Annotated in this window: 17 protein-coding genes and 3 pseudogenes; 8 read left to right on the top strand and 12 right to left on the bottom strand. The window is 64.6% G+C overall.

Annotated features, from left to right (window positions below; translation table 11 throughout):
• Positions 1-80: 80 nt before the first annotated feature.
• Complete coding sequence (locus RGU41_RS14300; RefSeq protein ID WP_322136639.1) at positions 81-1,043, top strand: ferritin-like domain-containing protein; 963 nt, start codon at positions 81-83, stop codon at positions 1,041-1,043.
• A 383-nt stretch (positions 1,044-1,426) separates the two neighbouring features.
• Here RGU41_RS14300 and RGU41_RS20995 read toward each other — a convergent pair.
• Positions 1,427-1,640, bottom strand: a pseudogene (locus tag RGU41_RS20995) (hypothetical protein); the annotation flags it as partial.
• A 115-nt stretch (positions 1,641-1,755) separates the two neighbouring features.
• On the opposite strand from RGU41_RS20995, the gene RGU41_RS14295 reads away from it, so the two are divergent.
• On the top strand, positions 1,756-1,992 hold the full coding sequence (locus RGU41_RS14295) for a DUF1003 domain-containing protein (protein ID WP_322136638.1): 237 nt from the start codon (positions 1,756-1,758) through the stop codon (positions 1,990-1,992).
• Between the two features lie 556 nt (positions 1,993-2,548).
• Here RGU41_RS14295 and RGU41_RS14290 read toward each other — a convergent pair.
• Positions 2,549-3,022 (bottom strand): hypothetical protein, encoded by a 474-nt coding sequence (locus tag RGU41_RS14290; RefSeq protein ID WP_322136637.1) that lies wholly within the window; start codon positions 3,020-3,022, stop codon positions 2,549-2,551.
• A 137-nt stretch (positions 3,023-3,159) separates the two neighbouring features.
• Here RGU41_RS14290 and RGU41_RS14285 point away from each other — a divergent pair, with 137 nt between their 5' ends.
• The 3 genes from RGU41_RS14285 to RGU41_RS14275 all read left to right on the top strand — a co-directional run bounded on the left by RGU41_RS14285 (position 3,160) and on the right by RGU41_RS14275 (position 5,656).
• Positions 3,160-4,401, top strand: a complete 1,242-nt coding sequence (locus tag RGU41_RS14285; protein WP_322135187.1) for a Mu transposase domain-containing protein — start codon at positions 3,160-3,162, stop codon at positions 4,399-4,401.
• Positions 4,398-5,162, top strand: coding sequence for an IS21-like element helper ATPase IstB (istB, locus tag RGU41_RS14280; RefSeq protein WP_322135186.1), 765 nt, complete (start codon positions 4,398-4,400; stop codon positions 5,160-5,162). Before RGU41_RS14285 ends, istB begins: the two co-directional genes overlap by 4 nt.
• A gap of 131 nt (positions 5,163-5,293) precedes the next feature.
• On the top strand, positions 5,294-5,656 hold the full coding sequence (locus RGU41_RS14275; RefSeq protein ID WP_322136636.1) for a hypothetical protein: 363 nt from the start codon (positions 5,294-5,296) through the stop codon (positions 5,654-5,656).
• A gap of 210 nt (positions 5,657-5,866) precedes the next feature.
• Here the strand turns inward: RGU41_RS14275 and RGU41_RS14270 are convergent, their stop codons facing one another.
• The 6 genes and pseudogenes from RGU41_RS14270 to RGU41_RS14245 form a co-directional block, all read right to left on the bottom strand.
• Positions 5,867-6,568 carry a GntR family transcriptional regulator gene (locus RGU41_RS14270; protein WP_322136635.1) on the bottom strand — a complete coding sequence of 234 codons (702 nt, stop codon included), beginning with the start codon at positions 6,566-6,568 and terminating at the stop codon, positions 5,867-5,869.
• Between the two features lie 209 nt (positions 6,569-6,777).
• Positions 6,778-7,557: pseudogene (locus RGU41_RS14265) on the bottom strand (transposase); the annotation flags it as partial.
• Between the two features lie 63 nt (positions 7,558-7,620).
• Positions 7,621-7,830: pseudogene (locus RGU41_RS14260) on the bottom strand (M1 family aminopeptidase); the annotation flags it as partial.
• Positions 7,831-7,858: 28 nt separating this feature from the next.
• On the bottom strand, positions 7,859-8,461 hold the full coding sequence (locus RGU41_RS14255; protein WP_322136634.1) for a hypothetical protein: 603 nt from the start codon (positions 8,459-8,461) through the stop codon (positions 7,859-7,861).
• A gap of 21 nt (positions 8,462-8,482) precedes the next feature.
• Positions 8,483-9,613: a DJ-1/PfpI family protein gene (locus tag RGU41_RS14250; protein ID WP_322136633.1), complete on the bottom strand. Its 1,131-nt coding sequence runs from the start codon at positions 9,611-9,613 to the stop codon at positions 8,483-8,485.
• 179 nt (positions 9,614-9,792) lie between these two features.
• Positions 9,793-10,737 carry an alpha/beta hydrolase gene (locus RGU41_RS14245; RefSeq protein WP_322136632.1) on the bottom strand — a complete coding sequence of 315 codons (945 nt, stop codon included), beginning with the start codon at positions 10,735-10,737 and terminating at the stop codon, positions 9,793-9,795.
• 145 nt (positions 10,738-10,882) lie between these two features.
• Between RGU41_RS14245 and RGU41_RS14240 the strand changes: the two genes are divergently transcribed.
• The 3 genes from RGU41_RS14240 (at position 10,883) to RGU41_RS14230 (ending at position 12,979) form a co-directional block, all read left to right on the top strand.
• The gene (locus RGU41_RS14240) at positions 10,883-11,842 is read left to right on the top strand and encodes a GlxA family transcriptional regulator (protein ID WP_322136631.1); all 960 of its coding nucleotides are present in this window, start codon (positions 10,883-10,885) and stop codon (positions 11,840-11,842) included.
• Positions 11,843-11,944: 102 nt separating this feature from the next.
• Entirely contained in the window at positions 11,945-12,403 is a 459-nt protein-coding gene (locus RGU41_RS14235) for a hypothetical protein (protein WP_322136630.1), read from the top strand.
• A gap of 3 nt (positions 12,404-12,406) precedes the next feature.
• Positions 12,407-12,979: a TetR/AcrR family transcriptional regulator gene (locus tag RGU41_RS14230; protein ID WP_322136629.1), complete on the top strand. Its 573-nt coding sequence runs from the start codon at positions 12,407-12,409 to the stop codon at positions 12,977-12,979.
• A gap of 147 nt (positions 12,980-13,126) precedes the next feature.
• On the opposite strand, the gene araA is transcribed toward RGU41_RS14230, so the two are convergent.
• From araA to RGU41_RS14210, 4 genes are all read right to left on the bottom strand, one after another.
• Complete coding sequence (araA, locus tag RGU41_RS14225) at positions 13,127-14,647, bottom strand: L-arabinose isomerase (RefSeq protein WP_322136628.1); 1,521 nt, start codon at positions 14,645-14,647, stop codon at positions 13,127-13,129.
• Positions 14,644-16,305, bottom strand: coding sequence for a xylulokinase (locus RGU41_RS14220; protein WP_322136627.1), 1,662 nt, complete (start codon positions 16,303-16,305; stop codon positions 14,644-14,646). The genes araA and RGU41_RS14220 overlap by 4 nt, the downstream gene beginning before the upstream one ends.
• 61 nt (positions 16,306-16,366) lie before the next feature.
• Positions 16,367-16,825 (bottom strand): substrate-binding domain-containing protein, encoded by a 459-nt coding sequence (locus RGU41_RS14215; RefSeq protein ID WP_322136626.1) that lies wholly within the window; start codon positions 16,823-16,825, stop codon positions 16,367-16,369.
• Entirely contained in the window at positions 16,774-17,397 is a 624-nt protein-coding gene (locus RGU41_RS14210) for a LacI family DNA-binding transcriptional regulator (RefSeq protein WP_322136625.1), read from the bottom strand. Before RGU41_RS14210 ends, RGU41_RS14215 begins: the two co-directional genes overlap by 52 nt.
• Positions 17,398-17,433 lie beyond the last annotated feature (36 nt).

The following is a 17,433-nucleotide window of genomic DNA, read 5'->3' as shown; positions in this document are numbered from 1 at the left end:
AGGACGGATGCACCGACGCGACACGGGTGCGAACTGGGGGTCCCGGCCGCGCCATTGACCCACAATGGCAGGAGAAGTCGATGTTCGACCAAAAATTCATCACTCATGCGATCGGCAGGAGCGCAGAATCGCCCCTCGATCGGAGGCGTTTCTTCCAGGCCGCCGGCGTTGCCGGGTTCGGTGTCGGTTCGGCGGTGCTCCTGGCCGGTCAACCAGCTTTCGCTGGCGAAAGCGGCCACGACGACGGCGACAACGGAGACGGGCCCAGCGACTCGTCCATCCTCAACTTCGCCTTGAACCTTGAGTACCTCGAGGCGGAGTTCTACCTGCGGGCGGTTACCGGCTCCGGATTGCCCGACGATATGACGACTGGTCGCGGCGATCGCGGCAGCGTCTCCGGCGGGCGTGCCGTCTCCTTCGACACCCCGCTGATTCGCAAGTACGCCGAAGAGATCGCGGCCGACGAGAAGTCCCACGTGGCCTTCCTTCGCAGCGCACTGGGGAATGCTGCCGTGTCCCGGCCGAAGCTGAGCCTCGACTCCAGCTTCACCGCAGCGGCCCGCGCCGCCGGTCTGATCGGGAGCACCGAGCAGTTCGACGTGTACGCCAACGAGGTCAACTTCTTGTTTGGCGCCTTCATCTTTGAGGACGTCGGCGTGACCTCCTACAAGGGCGCCGCACCGCTGATCAGCAATAAAACCTACCTGGACGCGGCGGCCGGCCTGCTGGCGGTGGAGGCATATCACGCCGGGATCATCCGTACAACGCTTTATGCCCTCGGCGTCAACACGCCGGCCATCTACTCCAGCGTGCAGAAGATCTCGGATGCGAGGGACAGCCTCGACGGGTCCACCGATCTCGACCAGGGCATCGGCACGGCCGACAAGGCGAATCTCGTTCCAACGGACAACAACGGGCTGGCCTTCAGCCGCACCACCGGACAAGTGCTCAACATCGCCTACCTCAACCCGAAGAAGGTACGCTCGGGCGGTTTCTACCCGGCGGGCGTCAACGGCAAGATCAACACGAGCGGCGCCAACTAAGAACCGGCCCCTTTTGCCCGGTAGTCCACAGCGGGCAGAAGGGGCCATTCCGCTCGTCGTCCGTGCCGCCAGCGCCGGACAAGCGGCACGAATGCGGGTTGTCGTAGCGCCAACGGCGTGCGCACGATCGGGACGAAATCGAACGGTGGCGGAGTCCATGGTTCCTGATAGAAGACCTGGCAATGCCTCAATACGTGCAACGCTCGCACGCTGCGACGGACTGAGAGAATTCTTTGGAAGACGCTTGAAGGCGTCCTTCGGTGCCCGCGCAGGGCGCCAGACTGAGCGTGGCACACCGAGACTTCGTCACCGGGCGCCCGTGACAACGGACCCCGGGACAAAGTGGGCCTTGTGCTCGATAGTTTCGCAATGGACACAATGAAGCTGCTGCGGTCGCCGATGCGCCCGAACAGGCGGCGTCGATGAAGCGACCGCTTCCGCGTCGATGAGTTCTTGGTGGAGGGTTTCGGTCGCTACGCGGATGCGATCGGTGACATCGGTGAATTTGAGGTCTCCCAGCAGGGCGAGCACGGCAGACTGGCCAAGAGCCCTCGTGTGGTGTCCTTCGTGAGTTGCTTTAAAGGGCGTTGGCCGCACGCGGTCAGTGGAACCACGCGGAGCCCAATATCGACTGAAGTTAGGCTGTGGGTCATGAACAACAAACCCCAGACGTGGCATGAGAAACATCGGGATTCCCTGACCAGAGGCCAGCGTGCGGCGGACGTGGTGCGGAACGGAATGGGGAGTTGGCCTTTTGTGGGCAGCTTTGTCGGAGAAGGCGTGGGATCCGTACCCGTATATCCTGCTGAATCTATTTTTGTCGATGCTCGCCGGGCTGCAGGGTGCAATCTTGCTCATAGCCGCTAAGCGTCAGGACGCTATTGCAGGAGTGATGGCCCAACACGATCTCGACACGAATGTGGAATCGAAAAAGAGATCGAGCTGTTGATGGCGATCAACACTCAGCAACTGCAGATATTGCGGGAGCTGCAGGTTGTGGCTTCTGGGCGCACCACGCCTCAAAGTCCAAAGTAGTTCGCTAGCGCAAAATGTTGCAGTCAAGAATGTTGGACGACGAATTCACGAAATACGACATTGCTCCCGCGAGAGTCGGGAAGACGGCGCGCTCCACCGGGTCAAGGAATACCATCACTTCAAAACTGCCGTGGTTCTTGGCGATGAAGCCAACCAGGCAAAGAGCGATGTCTGTGGCAATGCGGCGGTCAATGATCCTCCATCGCAACCGGACAAAGCGCGGACTTCGATATCCTCTCCCGTTCGCGTCTGCAATCGGACGGCGATCATTGTGCTTCCTCATCTCAATCTGCCCGTGATTCTCGCATGTGGTGCTCGTTTGTTGACGCATCGCCTGCCTTGGCAGTACCGAGCCCGGCTCCCCTCCGCTTCGTCGAGCGGTTCATCACTCCGGCGGCTCCCGGAACTTCGCCCGGCCTCCTGGGAGTGACCATTTTGGGGGTGAATCTTCTCCCTACTGACGTCCAGCTTCACCAGAATTCATGCAAGTCCGGGTCACCCCATTCGTAGCTAGGGACAGCAACCGTCTCTGAATACCCGGTCTCTCCAGGAGTGGACGCCGCCTGGCCGAGAAACTCAAGGTGCATAACGGCGTCTGCGGCATCGGGTTCAGGCCAGAAGGATTCTTCCGGGATAGCGACGAAAGCGCTTGTCGGCCCGAGGAGAAGTGTTGCCGTCACCACTGCGCCCCCGATCAACACCACTGGGATTAACGCGACTGCAGACTTATGTTTGGCGTTGAGCACCACCAAGAGACTGACGAGGGAGTCTGCGATTCGATCTGCCGTCAGGAACGAGGCACCGCCGAACGTAATTCGTCTCATGCGTACACCCTGAACTCGTATCTGTCCATGCGCAACCAGGTTGACATGATGTGCATATCGATGAGATAGCAGGCTCACAACAACGCCTCCTTCGATCTCCGCAACTTCGCCGAACACCATGCACATCTATTCGCGCGCATTTCAAGGCAACGTGTACTTCTGACTCACGTCGGCCGGATACAGGGATGGTGTTAACGCCGACCGAAAACAGGGCCAGAAACGCCAACTGAAAATAGGGCCACCAACCATTATGGAAGGTGATCAAATTGGATGATTGGGCAGAGATTCGCCACCTGCATTCGACGGGCAAGCATTCGAAACGGGAGATAGCCCGGCTGGCCGGGGTGTCCCGGGGAACGGTGGATCGGGCGTTGGCTGTGGATAGGTCGCCTACGTATAAGCGCGAGCCGACCGGGTCGAGTTTCGACGCGTTTGCGTCGCAGGTGCGGGTGTTGCTTGCGGCAACGCCGACGATGCCGGCCGCGACCGCGGCCGAACGGGTGGGCTGGTCGGGGTCTCCGTCGCTGTTCCGGGCCAAAATCGCCGAGCTGCGCCCGGAGTACGCGGTGCCGGACCCCGCGGACCGGCTGGTGCACCCGCCCGGGTTCCAGGTCCAGTGTGATCTCTGGTTCCCGCACGAAGACCTGCCGCTGGGCCATGACCAGGCTGCTGCGCCGCCGGTGCTGGTGATGACTTCGACGTTCTCCGGATTCATCCAGGCCCGCATGTTGCCGTCTCGGACGACGCCGGATCTGCTCGGCGGGATGTGGTCGTTGCTGCAGGAGGCCGAGGCCGTTCCCGCCCGGCTGACCTGGGACAACGAGACCGGCATCGGGCGCGGGAAACTCACCGAGCCCGCCGCCGCGTTCGCCGGTACGCTCGGCACCCAGATCAAGCTACTCAAGGCCCGTGACCCCGAGTCCAAGGGCATGGTCGAGCGGATGAATCGGTTCTTCCGCAGCCGCTTCATGTCGGGCCGGGCGTTCACCTCGCCCGACGACTTCAATGAGCAGTTGGCCGGGTGGCTGCCCATCGCGAACAACCGTCTCTCCCGGTCACGCAGAGGCCGCCCGCAGGACCTGATCAGCATCGACCGGGCGGCGATGCGCGGGCTGCCGCCGCTGGCGCCGGAAGTGATGTTCCGAAATAGCGTCCGGCTCCCACGGGATTACTACGTTCGCGCTTTCAGCAACGACTACTCCGTCGACCCGACCATGATCGGCCGGGTCGTGGACGTGACAGCGGGCCTGGAACGCGTCACCGTCCACCACGACGGGGTCCTCATCGCCGCGCACCGCCGGAAATGGGCTCGGCAACTGACCGTGACCGATCCGGCGCACGTCCTCCGCGCGGCCGAGCTGCGCGCGCAGTTCCAAGCCCAACGCGCCCGCCGGCCCGCGGTCACTGCCGTCGTCGAGATGGCCTCACTGGCCCGCTACGACGAACTCTTCAGCGTTGACCTAGACACCACCCCGACCGTGTTGGCGGTCGCGTCATGACCGGGTCGGAAGCGGCCTCGCAGATCGAGTACTACGCCCGCGCGCTGCGGGCCCCACGGATCAGCGAAGCCTTCCGGCGCCTGGGCGACCAGGCCCGCGACGCGGGCTGGTCCCACGAGGAATACCTCGCCGCAGTGCTCTCCAAAGAGGTCTCCGAACGCGAAGCCTCCGGGGCAGCGCTCCGCATCAAGGCCGCCCGGTTCCCGGGTCACAAAACCCTCGAGGACTTCAACTTCGACCACCAGCCCTCCGCAGACCGGAACCTGATCGCGCACCTGGGCACGAGCGTGTTCCTCACCGAAGCGAAGAACGTCGTCCTCCTCGGGCCTCCCGGAACCGGGAAAACACACCTCGCCGTCGGCATTGGAATCAAGGCCGCCAAAGCCGGCCACCGGGTCCTCTTCGACACCGCGACGGGCTGGGTGACTCGACTCCAAGAAGCCCACTCACGAGGCAAACTCGCCGCCGAACTCATCAGGCTGCGCCGTTACAGCCTGCTGATCGTCGATGAGGTCGGCTACATCCCCTTCGACCAGGACGCCGCGAACCTGTTCTTCCAACTCGTGTCATCTCGCTACGAACACGCCTCACTGATCATGACGAGCAACCTGCCCTTCGCCCGCTGGGGCGACGTGTTCGGCGACCTCACCATCGCCTCCGCGATGATCGACCGCATCGTTCACCACGCCGACGTGATCAGCCTCAAAGGCAACAGCTACCGGCTCAAGCAACACCAACCCACCGCGACTACGGCACACTAGAACCACACGAGAGTGGCCCTGTTTTCAGTTGGCAGAAGTGGCCCTATTTTCGGTTGGCGTTAACAGATGGAAGGGGCCCGGCAAGATTACGAATGTTTTCGAGCTGCTGCAGCGCAGAAACCGGGGCAACTGTGAAGAGAATGTCTTACTGCGGAACGACGTTCCTAACCACAAATACCGTTGCGGATGCGCTCCTGGAGTTCGCCGCAACGCTCAGCGAGTGGCACAAATCCGAAGTAGTAGAGGTGCCGTCCTACACAGCAGACGGTAGCGAAATACTCATTCGCCTTCTCCTTGCCTCCGGCAGCGAACTCATCAGCATTCCCGAGAATACTGTGGGTGACGAACCGGTGACGCACCACGCCGTGTCCGTCCTTCGCTACGACATCAACTCTCTCGCTTCGGTGTCCAGTACTGAAAGCATCGTCACACGTGCAGTGGCATCAGCGTCCGAAGACTGGTCGACCGAGGACCACTGGGACGACGTCTACTAAACCCGGCCAACATCATCTACCAGTCATGCCCGACGATCACACTGCCGCAGCTCATCATCTGAGGTCCTGACTGAGCGAGACCAGCCCTGAACCCTCAGGCGCGGCGAGACCAGCGGCATCCTTCTACATGTCTGAACAACGACAGGACTGACGCAGGAATCTCCGCTGCAACGGGCCGCCCTACGCCCCCAGACACCTGCCCGCGTGTGACTACGCAGTGTCGAGATCCGTGCTGTCCCCATCCAGGATTGCGTTCCGAGCGCCGAGAATGTGAGCGCGCATCATTGCTTCGGCCCAGACGGCGTCGTGTGTCCGAAGCGCCGTGAGTATGTCGCGGTGATGATGATTGCTGCCTGCCCGAAATCTCCCACCATCGCGGCGAAAAACCTGCGCCATCATCGGGATACGGCCAACAGAATCGGTCAGATGGATCAGCTGCTGATTCCCCGACGCCGCCACGCTGATGTGATGGAATTCGGCGTTGAGCTCGCCAAGCCGGGTAACCCCTTCATCGTCAGTGGCGAGTACGAATTCGTCCATCGACACGATGAGATCAGCTAGTTGTCCGAGAATTTCATCGCCGATCCGGGTGGCAGCCAAACCGGCAGCTCTACTCTCCAGGCCTGCGCGCAGGTAATACGTCTCCCGCACCTGTTCCTGAGTCCACGAGGCAACCGTCGCACCACGATTGGGTGTGAAGTCAACGAAACCGGCTTCGTCCAAGCGACGCAAGGCCTCGCGAACCGGGGTCCGGCTCAGACCCAATTCTTCGGCCAAGGACTGCTCCCGGAGCACCGCTCGGGCGGGAATCTCACCCGACAGTATGCGGCGCCGAAGATAAACGAACGCGGCCTGTCCGCCTGTAACTGGCTCCGCACCGCGTGTGACTCCGGTTGTCTGCACTGACACCATGGCGTATCCATTTCATACTCACCTGCGCGCCAACAATCTGAACACGCACGATACTTTCAGGTGAGCTCGATTATTGCCCACTAGCCCCGCGGAGGCAACGACGGCCGAGAAAACGAAAGCGGGTGTGCCTCCCTTGGTCAGGTCGCGGAGGGGGGAAAATCGCCCTGGGCTACGGGGCTACGGGGCTACGGGGCTACGGGGCTACGGGGCTACGGGGCTACGGGGCAGCGGGCGATGCGGAGTTCGGCGACGAAGGAGACCCGGTCGGGGTCGCGGTGAGCGTGTTGTGCGGCCTCGATCATCAGGGTTCGGATCGCGTAGTGGCAGCAGAGGTGGCCCCAGATTTCCTGCTTGACCAGGTCCGGGGCCTTGGACCGCATCACCATGCGCTGGGCGCGCTGATGCGCTTTCAACTCATCGAACACAGACTCGATCTCCCACCGTTCTGAGTACACGGTCGCGAGCTCTTCCGCAGATGCCTCACCCGGATCAAGGATCGTTGTCAGCAACCGGTAGCCATCGGGATTGTCGCGGCCGTCGTCGATCGTGTAGTCCACGACCCGCACGGTCAACGGTGCTGTCGACTGCCGCCCCGGGAAGCCACGGTCGGCCAGGACCAGCATGCCCGGCCCGAAGCGCCCGGCGAGCTCCCGTGAGAGTTCAATTTCCGACGTCCTGCATGGGCCTATCGCCGCATCCAGAATCGTATGCGTCCCGCACTCGGCCAACGCCACCAGGCGCGCCTGTGGGAAGGCAGATTGCTCGCCACGGCTGACTGGCGGCCGGCCAAAGAACTCTGCATTCACCACGCTGTCGGCCAGATCCAGAATCGTTCCGTCGATGGACATCAAACGCCGCCCAGCCAACCACGAACCCGGCGTGTCCGGCCCGGCCAGGGGCCGCGCGACTCGGGCAAACAGATCCCGCACCGATTCAAATCCGAGCCGTCGACGCGCCTGGAAAATAGCCGACTTCGACGGCGGCATATAAGCGGCGCCCGCGAAGAACGCCTTGTCGCCGACCTTCGCGCGCAACGCGTGCAGGTCGGCCGCTCCCCGCAGGTAGACCGGAGCCGCGAAGAGATCATCGCGACCTGGGTCTGCGATGTTGAGCGTCCAGCCGTTGTTCGCGTCCAGGTATGACACCGCGTCGGCAAACTGCGCAGGCATCGTCGCAGTGCCTTGATGCTCGGCCCGCAGCCATTCGACGTAGGTGGCCCAGCCTTCGTTCAGCCAGATGTCCTTCCAGTCAGATGGCGTCACCGAATCGCCGAACCATTGGTGCCCGAGTTCAGGGACCACTGACTATCGGGAGACCGCGCGGGCCCGTATGGGTGGCCAGGGTGAAGTCACCGACCGTCGCCGTCGACAGGTAACTGGACATCGGGTCCGTCGCCTGCGATGACCAGGTGGTCCACCCGGCTTTGGTCCGTGGCGGGCCGGCCGCCAGACCGTTCGCAACGGCCGCCTTTCCAGCCGGCACCGTGATGTGGAACGAATACGTGGCCTTATCGTGCGGGTCGTCGTTCACGGGATACCAGGTCGAGGCGCCATCGGGTTCGTTGACCACGATCGCGCCATCCGCAGTCGTGACCCATCCATAGAGGGCGCCGGTCGTGTCGAGCGGCCGCCCGGTGCTTCCCCCGTACTCGACGATGATCGTTGTGGACTGTCCCTCCGTGAGCTTCGGCAGCAGACCGACGGTGAGCCCGTGCGCCGCCGCCTTGCCGTCCACCCGGACCGACGTGACGTCGAGACCGCGCAAATCGAAGTTGAGCGACGGCAGGTTCTGCTTCGCGCGGAGTGTGATGGTCGCGACGCCGCTGAGGCGTCCTACCAGTACCGCGGGGTCCCTCGGTGGCGCGTGACGAAGGGCGAGGTCGTAGTGCAGCACGTCGTAGCCGCCGTTGCACTATCAGGCGCGAGCCCTCATGCGGCGTCGGACGAAGCCGAGGATGATGGTGGGCAGCATTCCGACGCCGACCGCAAGCAGGAGGCCGAGAACCAGGAGAAGCGAAGTACGTGCTTGCGCGATCAGCGGTGCCCTCTCCTGTCTGACCCGATCGAGGGGGTACTCGATCATCTTGGACACGGACTGGACGACCGACGAACTGCTGCTCCTCGACAGTTGTTCGAAGGCGGCGTCGAAGCCCTGCGGGCTTCCTGGTGCACCGAGTTCGCCGGCAACCACCGTGGTCGTCGCGCCATCGAGAATCGAGGTCTTCACAACGAGGCCGTGCTTGGTCGTTACGAACCCTTTCGCCGACAGGGCGGAGGTGGTGGCACCTTGCGAGTATCCATAGACCTCGAAGATTGCAGCGGCATCGATCTCCTCGACGCCATCTTTCAGCTCGACGGCAACCCTCGGTCGCCCCCAAGGGAAAGCCGTGTTCATGAGAATGGCAGCGTCTTCGAACCCAAAGACTTTGACGGGCATCGCCGTCGGACCATCTAGTTTCCAGCCTGGGTAGCCGACGGATTCGCCGACCCGGTTGGCTTCCGCATCACCGGCCATGTCGGCGATGACTTTGAGTGAGCCCGGGATGCTGGAGGTCACGCCACCGGTAGTCGTTACTCGGCCGTCTTGGACGTAGCGCTGTCCGGTGACCCAGGAAACCTCGGGGTTCGAAGTTCTGAGCGCGGCGATTCGGGACCAATGGGACGTCGCGCGAAGCCCATCGAGAACTCCGGAGGCGGCGAGCAGCCGGGAGCCCGCACAAATGCCGAGGATGCGAGCGCCCGCGTTGTACTGGTTGACGATGAACTCGCGCGCCGCGGCCTCCTCGGGCCCCGACGGACTGTTCACGGCCGGCACCACGACCAGGTCAGGCGTGGGTGCAGCACCAGCCGCCACCTCACCAAAAGTGTGGGTCGGCACGACCCACATGCCACCGTCGACGACCGCCGGGGCGGCGGAGGCGGCAATCGTGTAGACGAAGAAGTCGGGTGAACTGGCCAGAACGTCATATGGCGCGAGAACGTCGGCGGTGTCGGATCCGGACCGGCCGAGAATGACCGCAACGACGAACTGCCCGTGGAGCGGCACGGCGCCAGGCTGAGGGGGTGGCGCCCCGATGCTCGCCGCGGAGGCAGTCTCAGCGCTCGATTGGGACAACCCGGTGACCGCTATGGCGGCGAAGGCGGTAATAGTGAGGGTAGTGGCGAGTGTGATGCTGCCGACTCGGCGGGCGATTTTTGACACGACGATCTCCTGGTGAGCGGGGGTTAGCGGGTGAGACGGGAAAGGAAGTCGGAGATTATCCGAGCGAACGCCGGGGACTGCGTCCAATGCAAGTAGTGGCTTCCTTCGAGCACGTTGAGTTCGTGCGTCGTGACGTTCTCGAGTTCGGCCTCGTGGTTCGGCAACCATTGGGGCATCGTCCGAACGCTGTCGCTCGAGAGGATCTCGAGCACCGGCAGGTCCGAGGCGAACGGCTGCATCGCGGTTTTGGTCGAGTTGGCGCCGATGCGGCTCCATTCGTCGGAGACCGACGCGTTGACGTAGTTCCAGTTGGTCATCACGGCGATGCGGTGCCGCTCCTCCGCCGTATAGGCAGACCCTGGAGGCTGAACCAGGTCGGGTGCGATCGTCGTGACCACGCGGAAGAGCCCGGTCGCGGCCTGCATGCTCTCGACGGTCGAGGGTGCGCCCTCATCAAGAGACGACGACAGGGCGGCGGTAGGGTCGACGCCAACGATCGCCATCACCTCGTCCGGGTAGGCGTTCGCGTAGTAGCGGGCGTAGATGCCGCCGATTGAATGGCCGACCAGGATCACCGGCTCGTCCACCCGAAGCTTGGCCAGGACCTCGTGCAGCTCGCGGGTGATGTTCTCGATGGTGCGATCACTGACGTTCAGGTCACTGTAGCCGTAGCCGAAGCCCTCGACCACGATGACGTTGAACGCGTTCAGCTGGCGGATGAGCGGGGCGAAGTCGATTGCCGGTGCCGGCGTCCCATACCCGCTCAGGAGCACCATCGTCGGCCCGGTCCCGCCGTTGCGGTAGACATTGATGTCGCCGGCGTCGATGGCGACCTTCTTCCCATACGGCACGAGGTCGGCGTGTTCCGAGGTGTTCAGTGCCACATTGACGGTCGTCGAGACGGCCGTGAGAGCCAGGACAACAGCGAGGCCGATGCCGGCGGCGCGTGCGATTCTGGGGAAGTTCATATCAGGCTCCATCGGATTCGGGAGGTAAGGGGGTCGCGGATTCGCCGCGCCGACGTGCGTGTTTGCGGGTATGACTTCACGGTAGGGTTCGGTTGTCGGCCCACCTAGGACACGCTGTTGACGATCTCGGCCACGGAGGAAGACAGTGAGCGAACTACGCATCGTGATCGTCGGGTTCCCGTCCGTGCAGATCCTCGACGTGACCGGGCCCCTTGAGGTGTTTTCCACCGCCTCACGATTCCTGCCGATCGCTCGGTACGCCACGGAACTCGTGAGCACCGATGGCGGGCCGGTGCTATCGACGAGCGGCCTCGAGTTCGCGACGGGACCGATCGATGCAGTGGTCGGAAACATCGACACTCTCGTGGTCGCCGGGGGCCGGGATATGGAGGAAGCTGCGGGCGATCCGAGGCTGGTCGACAGCATTCGGCGGCTGGCGTTGGTGTCGCGGCGGGTCGCATCCGTGTGCTCAGGCGCGTTTCTACTCGCTGCCGCGGGCCTTCTGGACGGTCGCCGCGCGACCACCCACTGGGCCGAGTGCGAGGTGCTTGGGCGGGCCTACCCGGAGGTCATGGTCGACCCCGATGCCATCTATGTGCAGGACGGCAACGTCTGGACCTCGGCCGGCGTCACGGCCGGAATCGACTTGGCCTTGGCGTTTGTTGCCGATGACCATGGCCGCAAGGCCGCTGCGACCGTAGCGCGGCGCCTTGTCGTGTACCTCCGCCGTTCGGGCGGCCAGGCGCAGTTCTCAGCGCTGCTGGCCGCACAGTCCGCGAACGACGAGCCCATCCGTGACGTGTTGGCCTGGCTCCCTGACAACCTGACCGCCGATCTCTCCATCTCTGGTATGGCCACTCGCGCCCACCTCTCGGAGCGCCAGTTCAGTCGGGTATTCAAGTCCGAGGTAGGCATCACGCCGGCCGAGCATGTGGAGGCGGTGCGGATGGAGGCAGCGTGCAGTCTTCTCGAGACGACGATGCTGACAGTGGAGGAGATCGCGCGAGCATGCGGATTCGGCACCCCTGAAACCATGAATCGAGCGTTCCGGCGCCGCCTCAACACCACCCCGACCAACCATCGAGATCACTTCGGGTCCGACTGACCGTGCCAAGTCTCCGCGATTGACCGAGTGATCATTGACCGAGTGATCAATGTAGAGTCGGAGCATCGCTTCTCCCTCGCACGCCCCCACGAAAGCCGCAGCATGAACCTCCTCGCACCTCAGAAGACGCGCGCGACCGTGCTTCGCACCGTCTTCAGGATGACGCTGGGAGCCTTCCTCCTTCTCGCCGGCATCAGTCATCTCACCGTGAACCGGGAGGCGTTCCTCGCCCAGGTGCCCACCTGGGTGCCGATGGCGGGGGACTTCGTCGTCCTGGCCTCAGGCGTCGTCGAGATCGTCCTCGGCGCTTCCCTACTCGCCCTGGGCAGGTACCGGGTGCAGGTCGGCTGGATCGTGGCGGTCTTCTTCGTTGCCATCTTCCCCGGCAATATCTCGCAGCTGGCGACGCATACCGATTCCTTCGGGCTGAACACCGACCTCGAGCGCAGCGTGCGGCTGCTGTTCCAGCCCGTGCTGATGCTGTGGGCGCTCTGGTCCTCTGGCGCCTGGCTGGCGTGGCGCCGGTATCGCGCCGCCCGGCGTACCGAGGGAGACGGCTGATCGATGGGCGGCCCCAAGAAGCCCGAACAGGAGCGCTGCGACGCGATCCTCGCCGCGGCGTACGAGATCGCCCTCGGCGAGGGTCTCGATGCCGTCACCGCGCGCCGGGTGGCCACCGCGGCCGGCATCTCCACGGGCCTCGTGTTCTTCCACTTCCAGTCGAAAGACGGTCTGCTGGAGGCGCTGCTCGGCGTACTGCTCGACGGCACGCTCGACGCCCTGTCCGACTCCGGCCTGGCCCGGCTGGAACCGTGGGACCGCCTCGAGCGGATGATCCGGGTCGAGCTGGAGCGCCTGGTCGAGTACCACGATGCGGTCGAACTGATCTTCGCGTTCTACTTCTCCCGACGTGACGACCTGTTCCGCGCCCGCATCGAATCGAGCTTCGGGCGCTACCTCGCGGCGTTCTTGCCGGTCTGTCGTGAGGTCGCCACCGGGACCCGCGTCCAGGGTGACGAACTCGCGGAGACGGTGGTCGCTCTGGTCCAGGGTGCCTCGATCCAGGCGATCCGCAACCCGGAGATCTTCAGCCCGGAAGCGATCCTCGCGACGCTCCGAGCGGTGCGCCCGGCCTGATCGGAATGGCAAGAGCGCTTGCTCCGGTCTGGTGGGCTGCGCCGGGACACAGCGATCGGATCGCCTGGCCGAAAGCGGCCAGGCGATCCGATCCTGGGCTCAGAGGCTCAGAGGCTCAGAGGCTCAGAGACTCAGAGACTCAGAGACTCAGAGGCCCTGGGCCAGCCGGTAGTACGCCTGGTTCCAGCGGATCCCGTGTTCGAAGCTCCGGAGGTCTGTCGTCGCATCGATGACGAGAAGCTCCGTCTTCGCGATGTCGGCGAAGTCGGTGAACGCTTCGAGGCCGACCGCGGTCGACATCACGGTGTGGTGCGCCGCACCAGCGGTGAGCCACGCGGCCGCCGAGACCGCGAAGGACGGTTCCGGCTTCCAGACGGCGCGGCCGACCGGCAGCTTCGGCAGGGGAGCGGTGGGCTCGACCACCTCGACGACGTTGGCGACGAGGCGGAACCTGTCGCGCATGTCACTCATCGCAACCACGACGGCGGGTCCAGGATCTGCCGTGAATACGAGGCGCACGGGGTCTTCCCGGCCGCCGATGCCGAGCGGGTGGATCTCGAGCGTCGGCTTCGCGGTTGTCAGGCTCGGGCTGACCTCGAGCATGTGGGCACCCAGGATGACTTCCGCTCCGGGGGTCAGGTCGTAGGTGTAGTCCTCCATCAGGGAGGCGCCGCCGGGGAGCCCGGAGCCCATGACGTTGGCGGCGTGCACGAGGATTGCCGTCTTCCAGTCGCCTTCGGCGCCGAAGCCGTAGCCGTCGGCCATCAGGCGCTGCACGGCGAGTCCGGGGAGCTGGCGGAGGGCTCCGAGGTCTTCGAAGCTCGTGGTGAACGCGCCGAATCCGCCCGCTTCCAGGAAGGACCGGAGGCCGATTTCGATCGCGGCACCGTAGCGCAGCGACTCGTGACGCTCGGCGCCCGCCCGTAGCTCAGGAGCGACGTCATAGAGTTCCTCGTACTCGGCGACGAGGGCGTCGATCTGGTCCTCCGTGGCCTGGGCGACGGCCTCCGCGAGTTCGTTGACGCCCCACGTGTTGACCTGCACGCCGAACCGCAGCTCTGCCTCGGTCTTGTCACCCTCGGTGACCGCGACGTAACGCATGTTGTCGCCGAACCGGGCGAGCTTGAGGCTCTTGGTCGCAGCCCAGCCGGCGGCGGCACGGGTCCAGGTGCCGATCTGCGCGGTGACAGCGGGGCTCGTGGCGTGGCCGACGACCGTCTTCCTGGCGACGCCGAGGCGAGTCTGGATGTAACCGAACTCCCGGTCGCCGTGCGCGGCCTGGTTCAGGTTCATGAAGTCCATGTCGATGTCCGCCCACGGCAGTTCGACGTTCGCCTGGGTGTGGAAGTGCAGCAGGGGCTTCTGGAGGGCGTCGAGCCCGGAGATCCACATCTTCGCGGGAGAGAACGTGTGCATCCATGCGATCAAGCCGATCACGTTGTCGGCGGCATTCGCCTCGAGGATCGCGCGCTTGATCGACTCCGAATCCTTCAGCACCGGCTTCCACACGATCGTGATCGGAATGTCGGATGCTGCCGCGAGCGTGTCCGAAATGGCGCGCGACTGCTCCGCCACCTGTCGAAGGGTCTCCTCGCCGTAGAGGTTCTGGCTGCCGGTGAGGAACCAGACCTCGTAGGAGGTCAGGTCGGGAGTGATGCGGTTGCTCATAGGGTGATTTCCTTCAGTGAGAGTGCGTCAACGGCGGTACGTTCGACGGCGAGGCCGGCGGAATAGCGTGCAAGGTAGGTGGTGAATCCGGCGACGTCTGTCGGATCCGGCTGGGTAGTGTTGAACGCGGTGTTCGCGAAGACCTGTTCGTCGAGGTAGTCGTCGAGGCTCTGGCCGTGCTCGGCGGCCCGCAGGTAGGACGCCAGCACCGCGATGCCCCAGGCGCCGCCTTCCGAGGCCGTTTCGGTCACGGTGACGGGGGTGCCGAGCGCCCCGGCGAGGAATCGCTGCGCGACCCCTGCGGTGCGGAACATGCCGCCGTGGGCGAACATCTCCTCGATCACGACGCCCTCGTCGGCAAGGACGCGCATCCCGAGGCTGAGCGTGCCGAAAACGCCGTAGAGCTGGGCCCGCATGAAGTTCGCGAGCGTCAGCCGGCTGTCCGGCGTGCGCACGACGAGGGGTCTGCCCTCGCTGAGGCCGGCGATCGGCTCGCCCGCCAGGTGATTGTAGGCCAACAGCCCACCGGCGTCCGCCTCGCCCTCGAGTGCTTCGCGGAACAGCGCGTCGAACACGACATCGCTGGCGAGCGGCTGGCCGGCGACCGCGGCGAACCGGGCGAAGAGGCCGACCCAGGTCGCGAGTTCGCTCGCACCGTTGTTGCAGTGGACCATCGCGACGGGGTCCCCGGCGGGAGTCGTGACAACGTCGAGCTCGTGGTGCACATTCTCGAGCGGTCGTTCGAGCACGACCATGGCGAAGATACTCGTGCCCGCACTGACATTGCCCGAGCGGGGGGCGACAGATCGGGTCGCGACCATTCCCGTTCCGGCGTCACCCTCGGGCGGGCAGAGGGCCGCGCCGGGCTTGAGCGTGCCGGTCGGGTCGAGAAGCCGGGCACCCTGTTCGGTCAGGGCCCCTGCGGGCTGACCCGCCACAAGCACCTCCGGCAACAGGTCGACGATGCCTGATCCGGGCGTGCCGGCCGCGGAGAGCCCGTCGTATCGCGCCACCAGCTCGGCATCGTAGGTCTTCGTGAGCGCGTCGATCGGGAACATGCCCGATGCGTCGCCGACTCCCAGGACTTTCCGACCCGTGAGCCGCCAGTGCACATAACCGGCAAGGGTGGTGAGAAAGGCGATCTCGGGGACGTGCGGTTCGTCGTCGAGGACCGCCTGACGGAGATGTGCAATGGACCAGCGCAGCGGGATGTTCACGCCGAACAGGTCGGTGAGTTCCGCGGCAGCAGGGCCGGTCGTCGTGTTCCGCCAGGTTCTGAAGGGCGCGAGGAGGTCGCCGGCCGCATCGAACGCGAGGTATCCGTGCATCATGGCCGAGACGCCGATCGCCGCGAAGCCGTCCGGGCGTAAGCCGTAGCGTGATTCGGCATTGTCGATGAGGTCGGCGTAGGCCGCCTGCAAGCCAGACCACACGTTCTCGAGCGAATAGGTCCAGACCTGTCCGACGAACTCGTTGTCCCACTCGTGACTGCCGACCGCGATCACCTGGGACGGGTCGTCGCCGATCAGGCACGCCTTGATCCGGGTCGACCCCAGTTCGATCCCGAGCGAGAGGCGCCCCGCACGGAGGTCGTCTCGTGCGGAATCGCCGGGGAAACGGTACTCGATGTCGACACAAGACTCCTTTGACTTACGCATGTGATCGATCACATTGGCGATCATATGCAGTCTACGACATCGGCATCCCGTATGTCGACCGTCAGCATTCGGGTCGCGGCCGCTCCGGCGGGGCTCCGGTGGACGCCCGCTCGATGAGCTCAGGGTCGACGGCAGGACGCACGTCAGCTTCTCCGAGGAGAAGGGCCACGGCGCGCCGTCCGGCTTCGGCCAGGTCCTGCCGAACGGTCGTCAGCGCGGGCTGGTAGTACGCGGCCTCGGGAACGTCATCGAAGCCGACGATGCTGAGATCCCCCGGCACGGTCATCCCCAGGGAGACCGCGGCGCTCAGGGCGCCGAGCGCCATCTGGTCGTTACCGGAGAAAATGGCCGTCACGCCCTGTTCGATCAGCGCACGGGCGGCACGATGACCTGACGCGGCGCTCCAGTCGCCGATCTCTACGAATCGCGGATCCAGCTGGCGCGATCGAAGCTCCTCCTGGAAACCGGTCAGGCGCTGTTGCGCGTCGAGCCATTCTGGCGGGCCGGCGATGTGGCCCACGCGCTGATGGCCGAGATCCATGAGATGCGAGGTGGCCAGCCGGGCCCCCGGATCTGGTCCAGCATCCCGCCATGCAGCCCGCTCCCCGCTGCCGTCTGCAGCGTCACATATGGCACCGGGATCGTCAGGCCTTCGAGAGCGACGAGCACCTGGGTCTGCGGGGCCACCACGATCAGCCCCTCGGCAGAGAGGTCGGCCAGATGGCTGAGTGCGTCATCCACTGATCTTCGGTCGAGTCCGTCCGCGTTCGCGATCGTCACGCTGTAGCCGCGACTGCGTGCTGCTGCCCCGATGGCGGCGACGATGGTCGCGGGGCCGTACTCTCCACTCGAGGTCGACAGTATTCCGATCAGGCGCGATCGACTCGAGGACAACGCGCGGGCGGCCGCGTTCGGCCGGTAGTTCAGCTCCCGAATGGCATCGAGCACCTTCTGTCGCGTGGCTGCGCGAAGGCTGGGGTGATCATTCAGGACACGGGAGACCGTCTGGTGGGACACTCCAGCGACCCTGGCCACATCGAACACACTGGCGGCACGAGGTCTGGCATCCTCGTTGTCTCGATCTGCGCCCATGGTCTGATTATCGCCGTGCGTGGGGGTTGCGCTGGT

The sequence above is a fragment of the Cryobacterium sp. 10C3 genome, from assembly GCF_034314285.1.
Taxonomy (GTDB): domain Bacteria; phylum Actinomycetota; class Actinomycetes; order Actinomycetales; family Microbacteriaceae; genus Cryobacterium; species Cryobacterium glucosi.
Note: the sequence above shows the minus strand (reverse complement) of the source record. Positions and strands in the feature narration are given on the sequence as shown.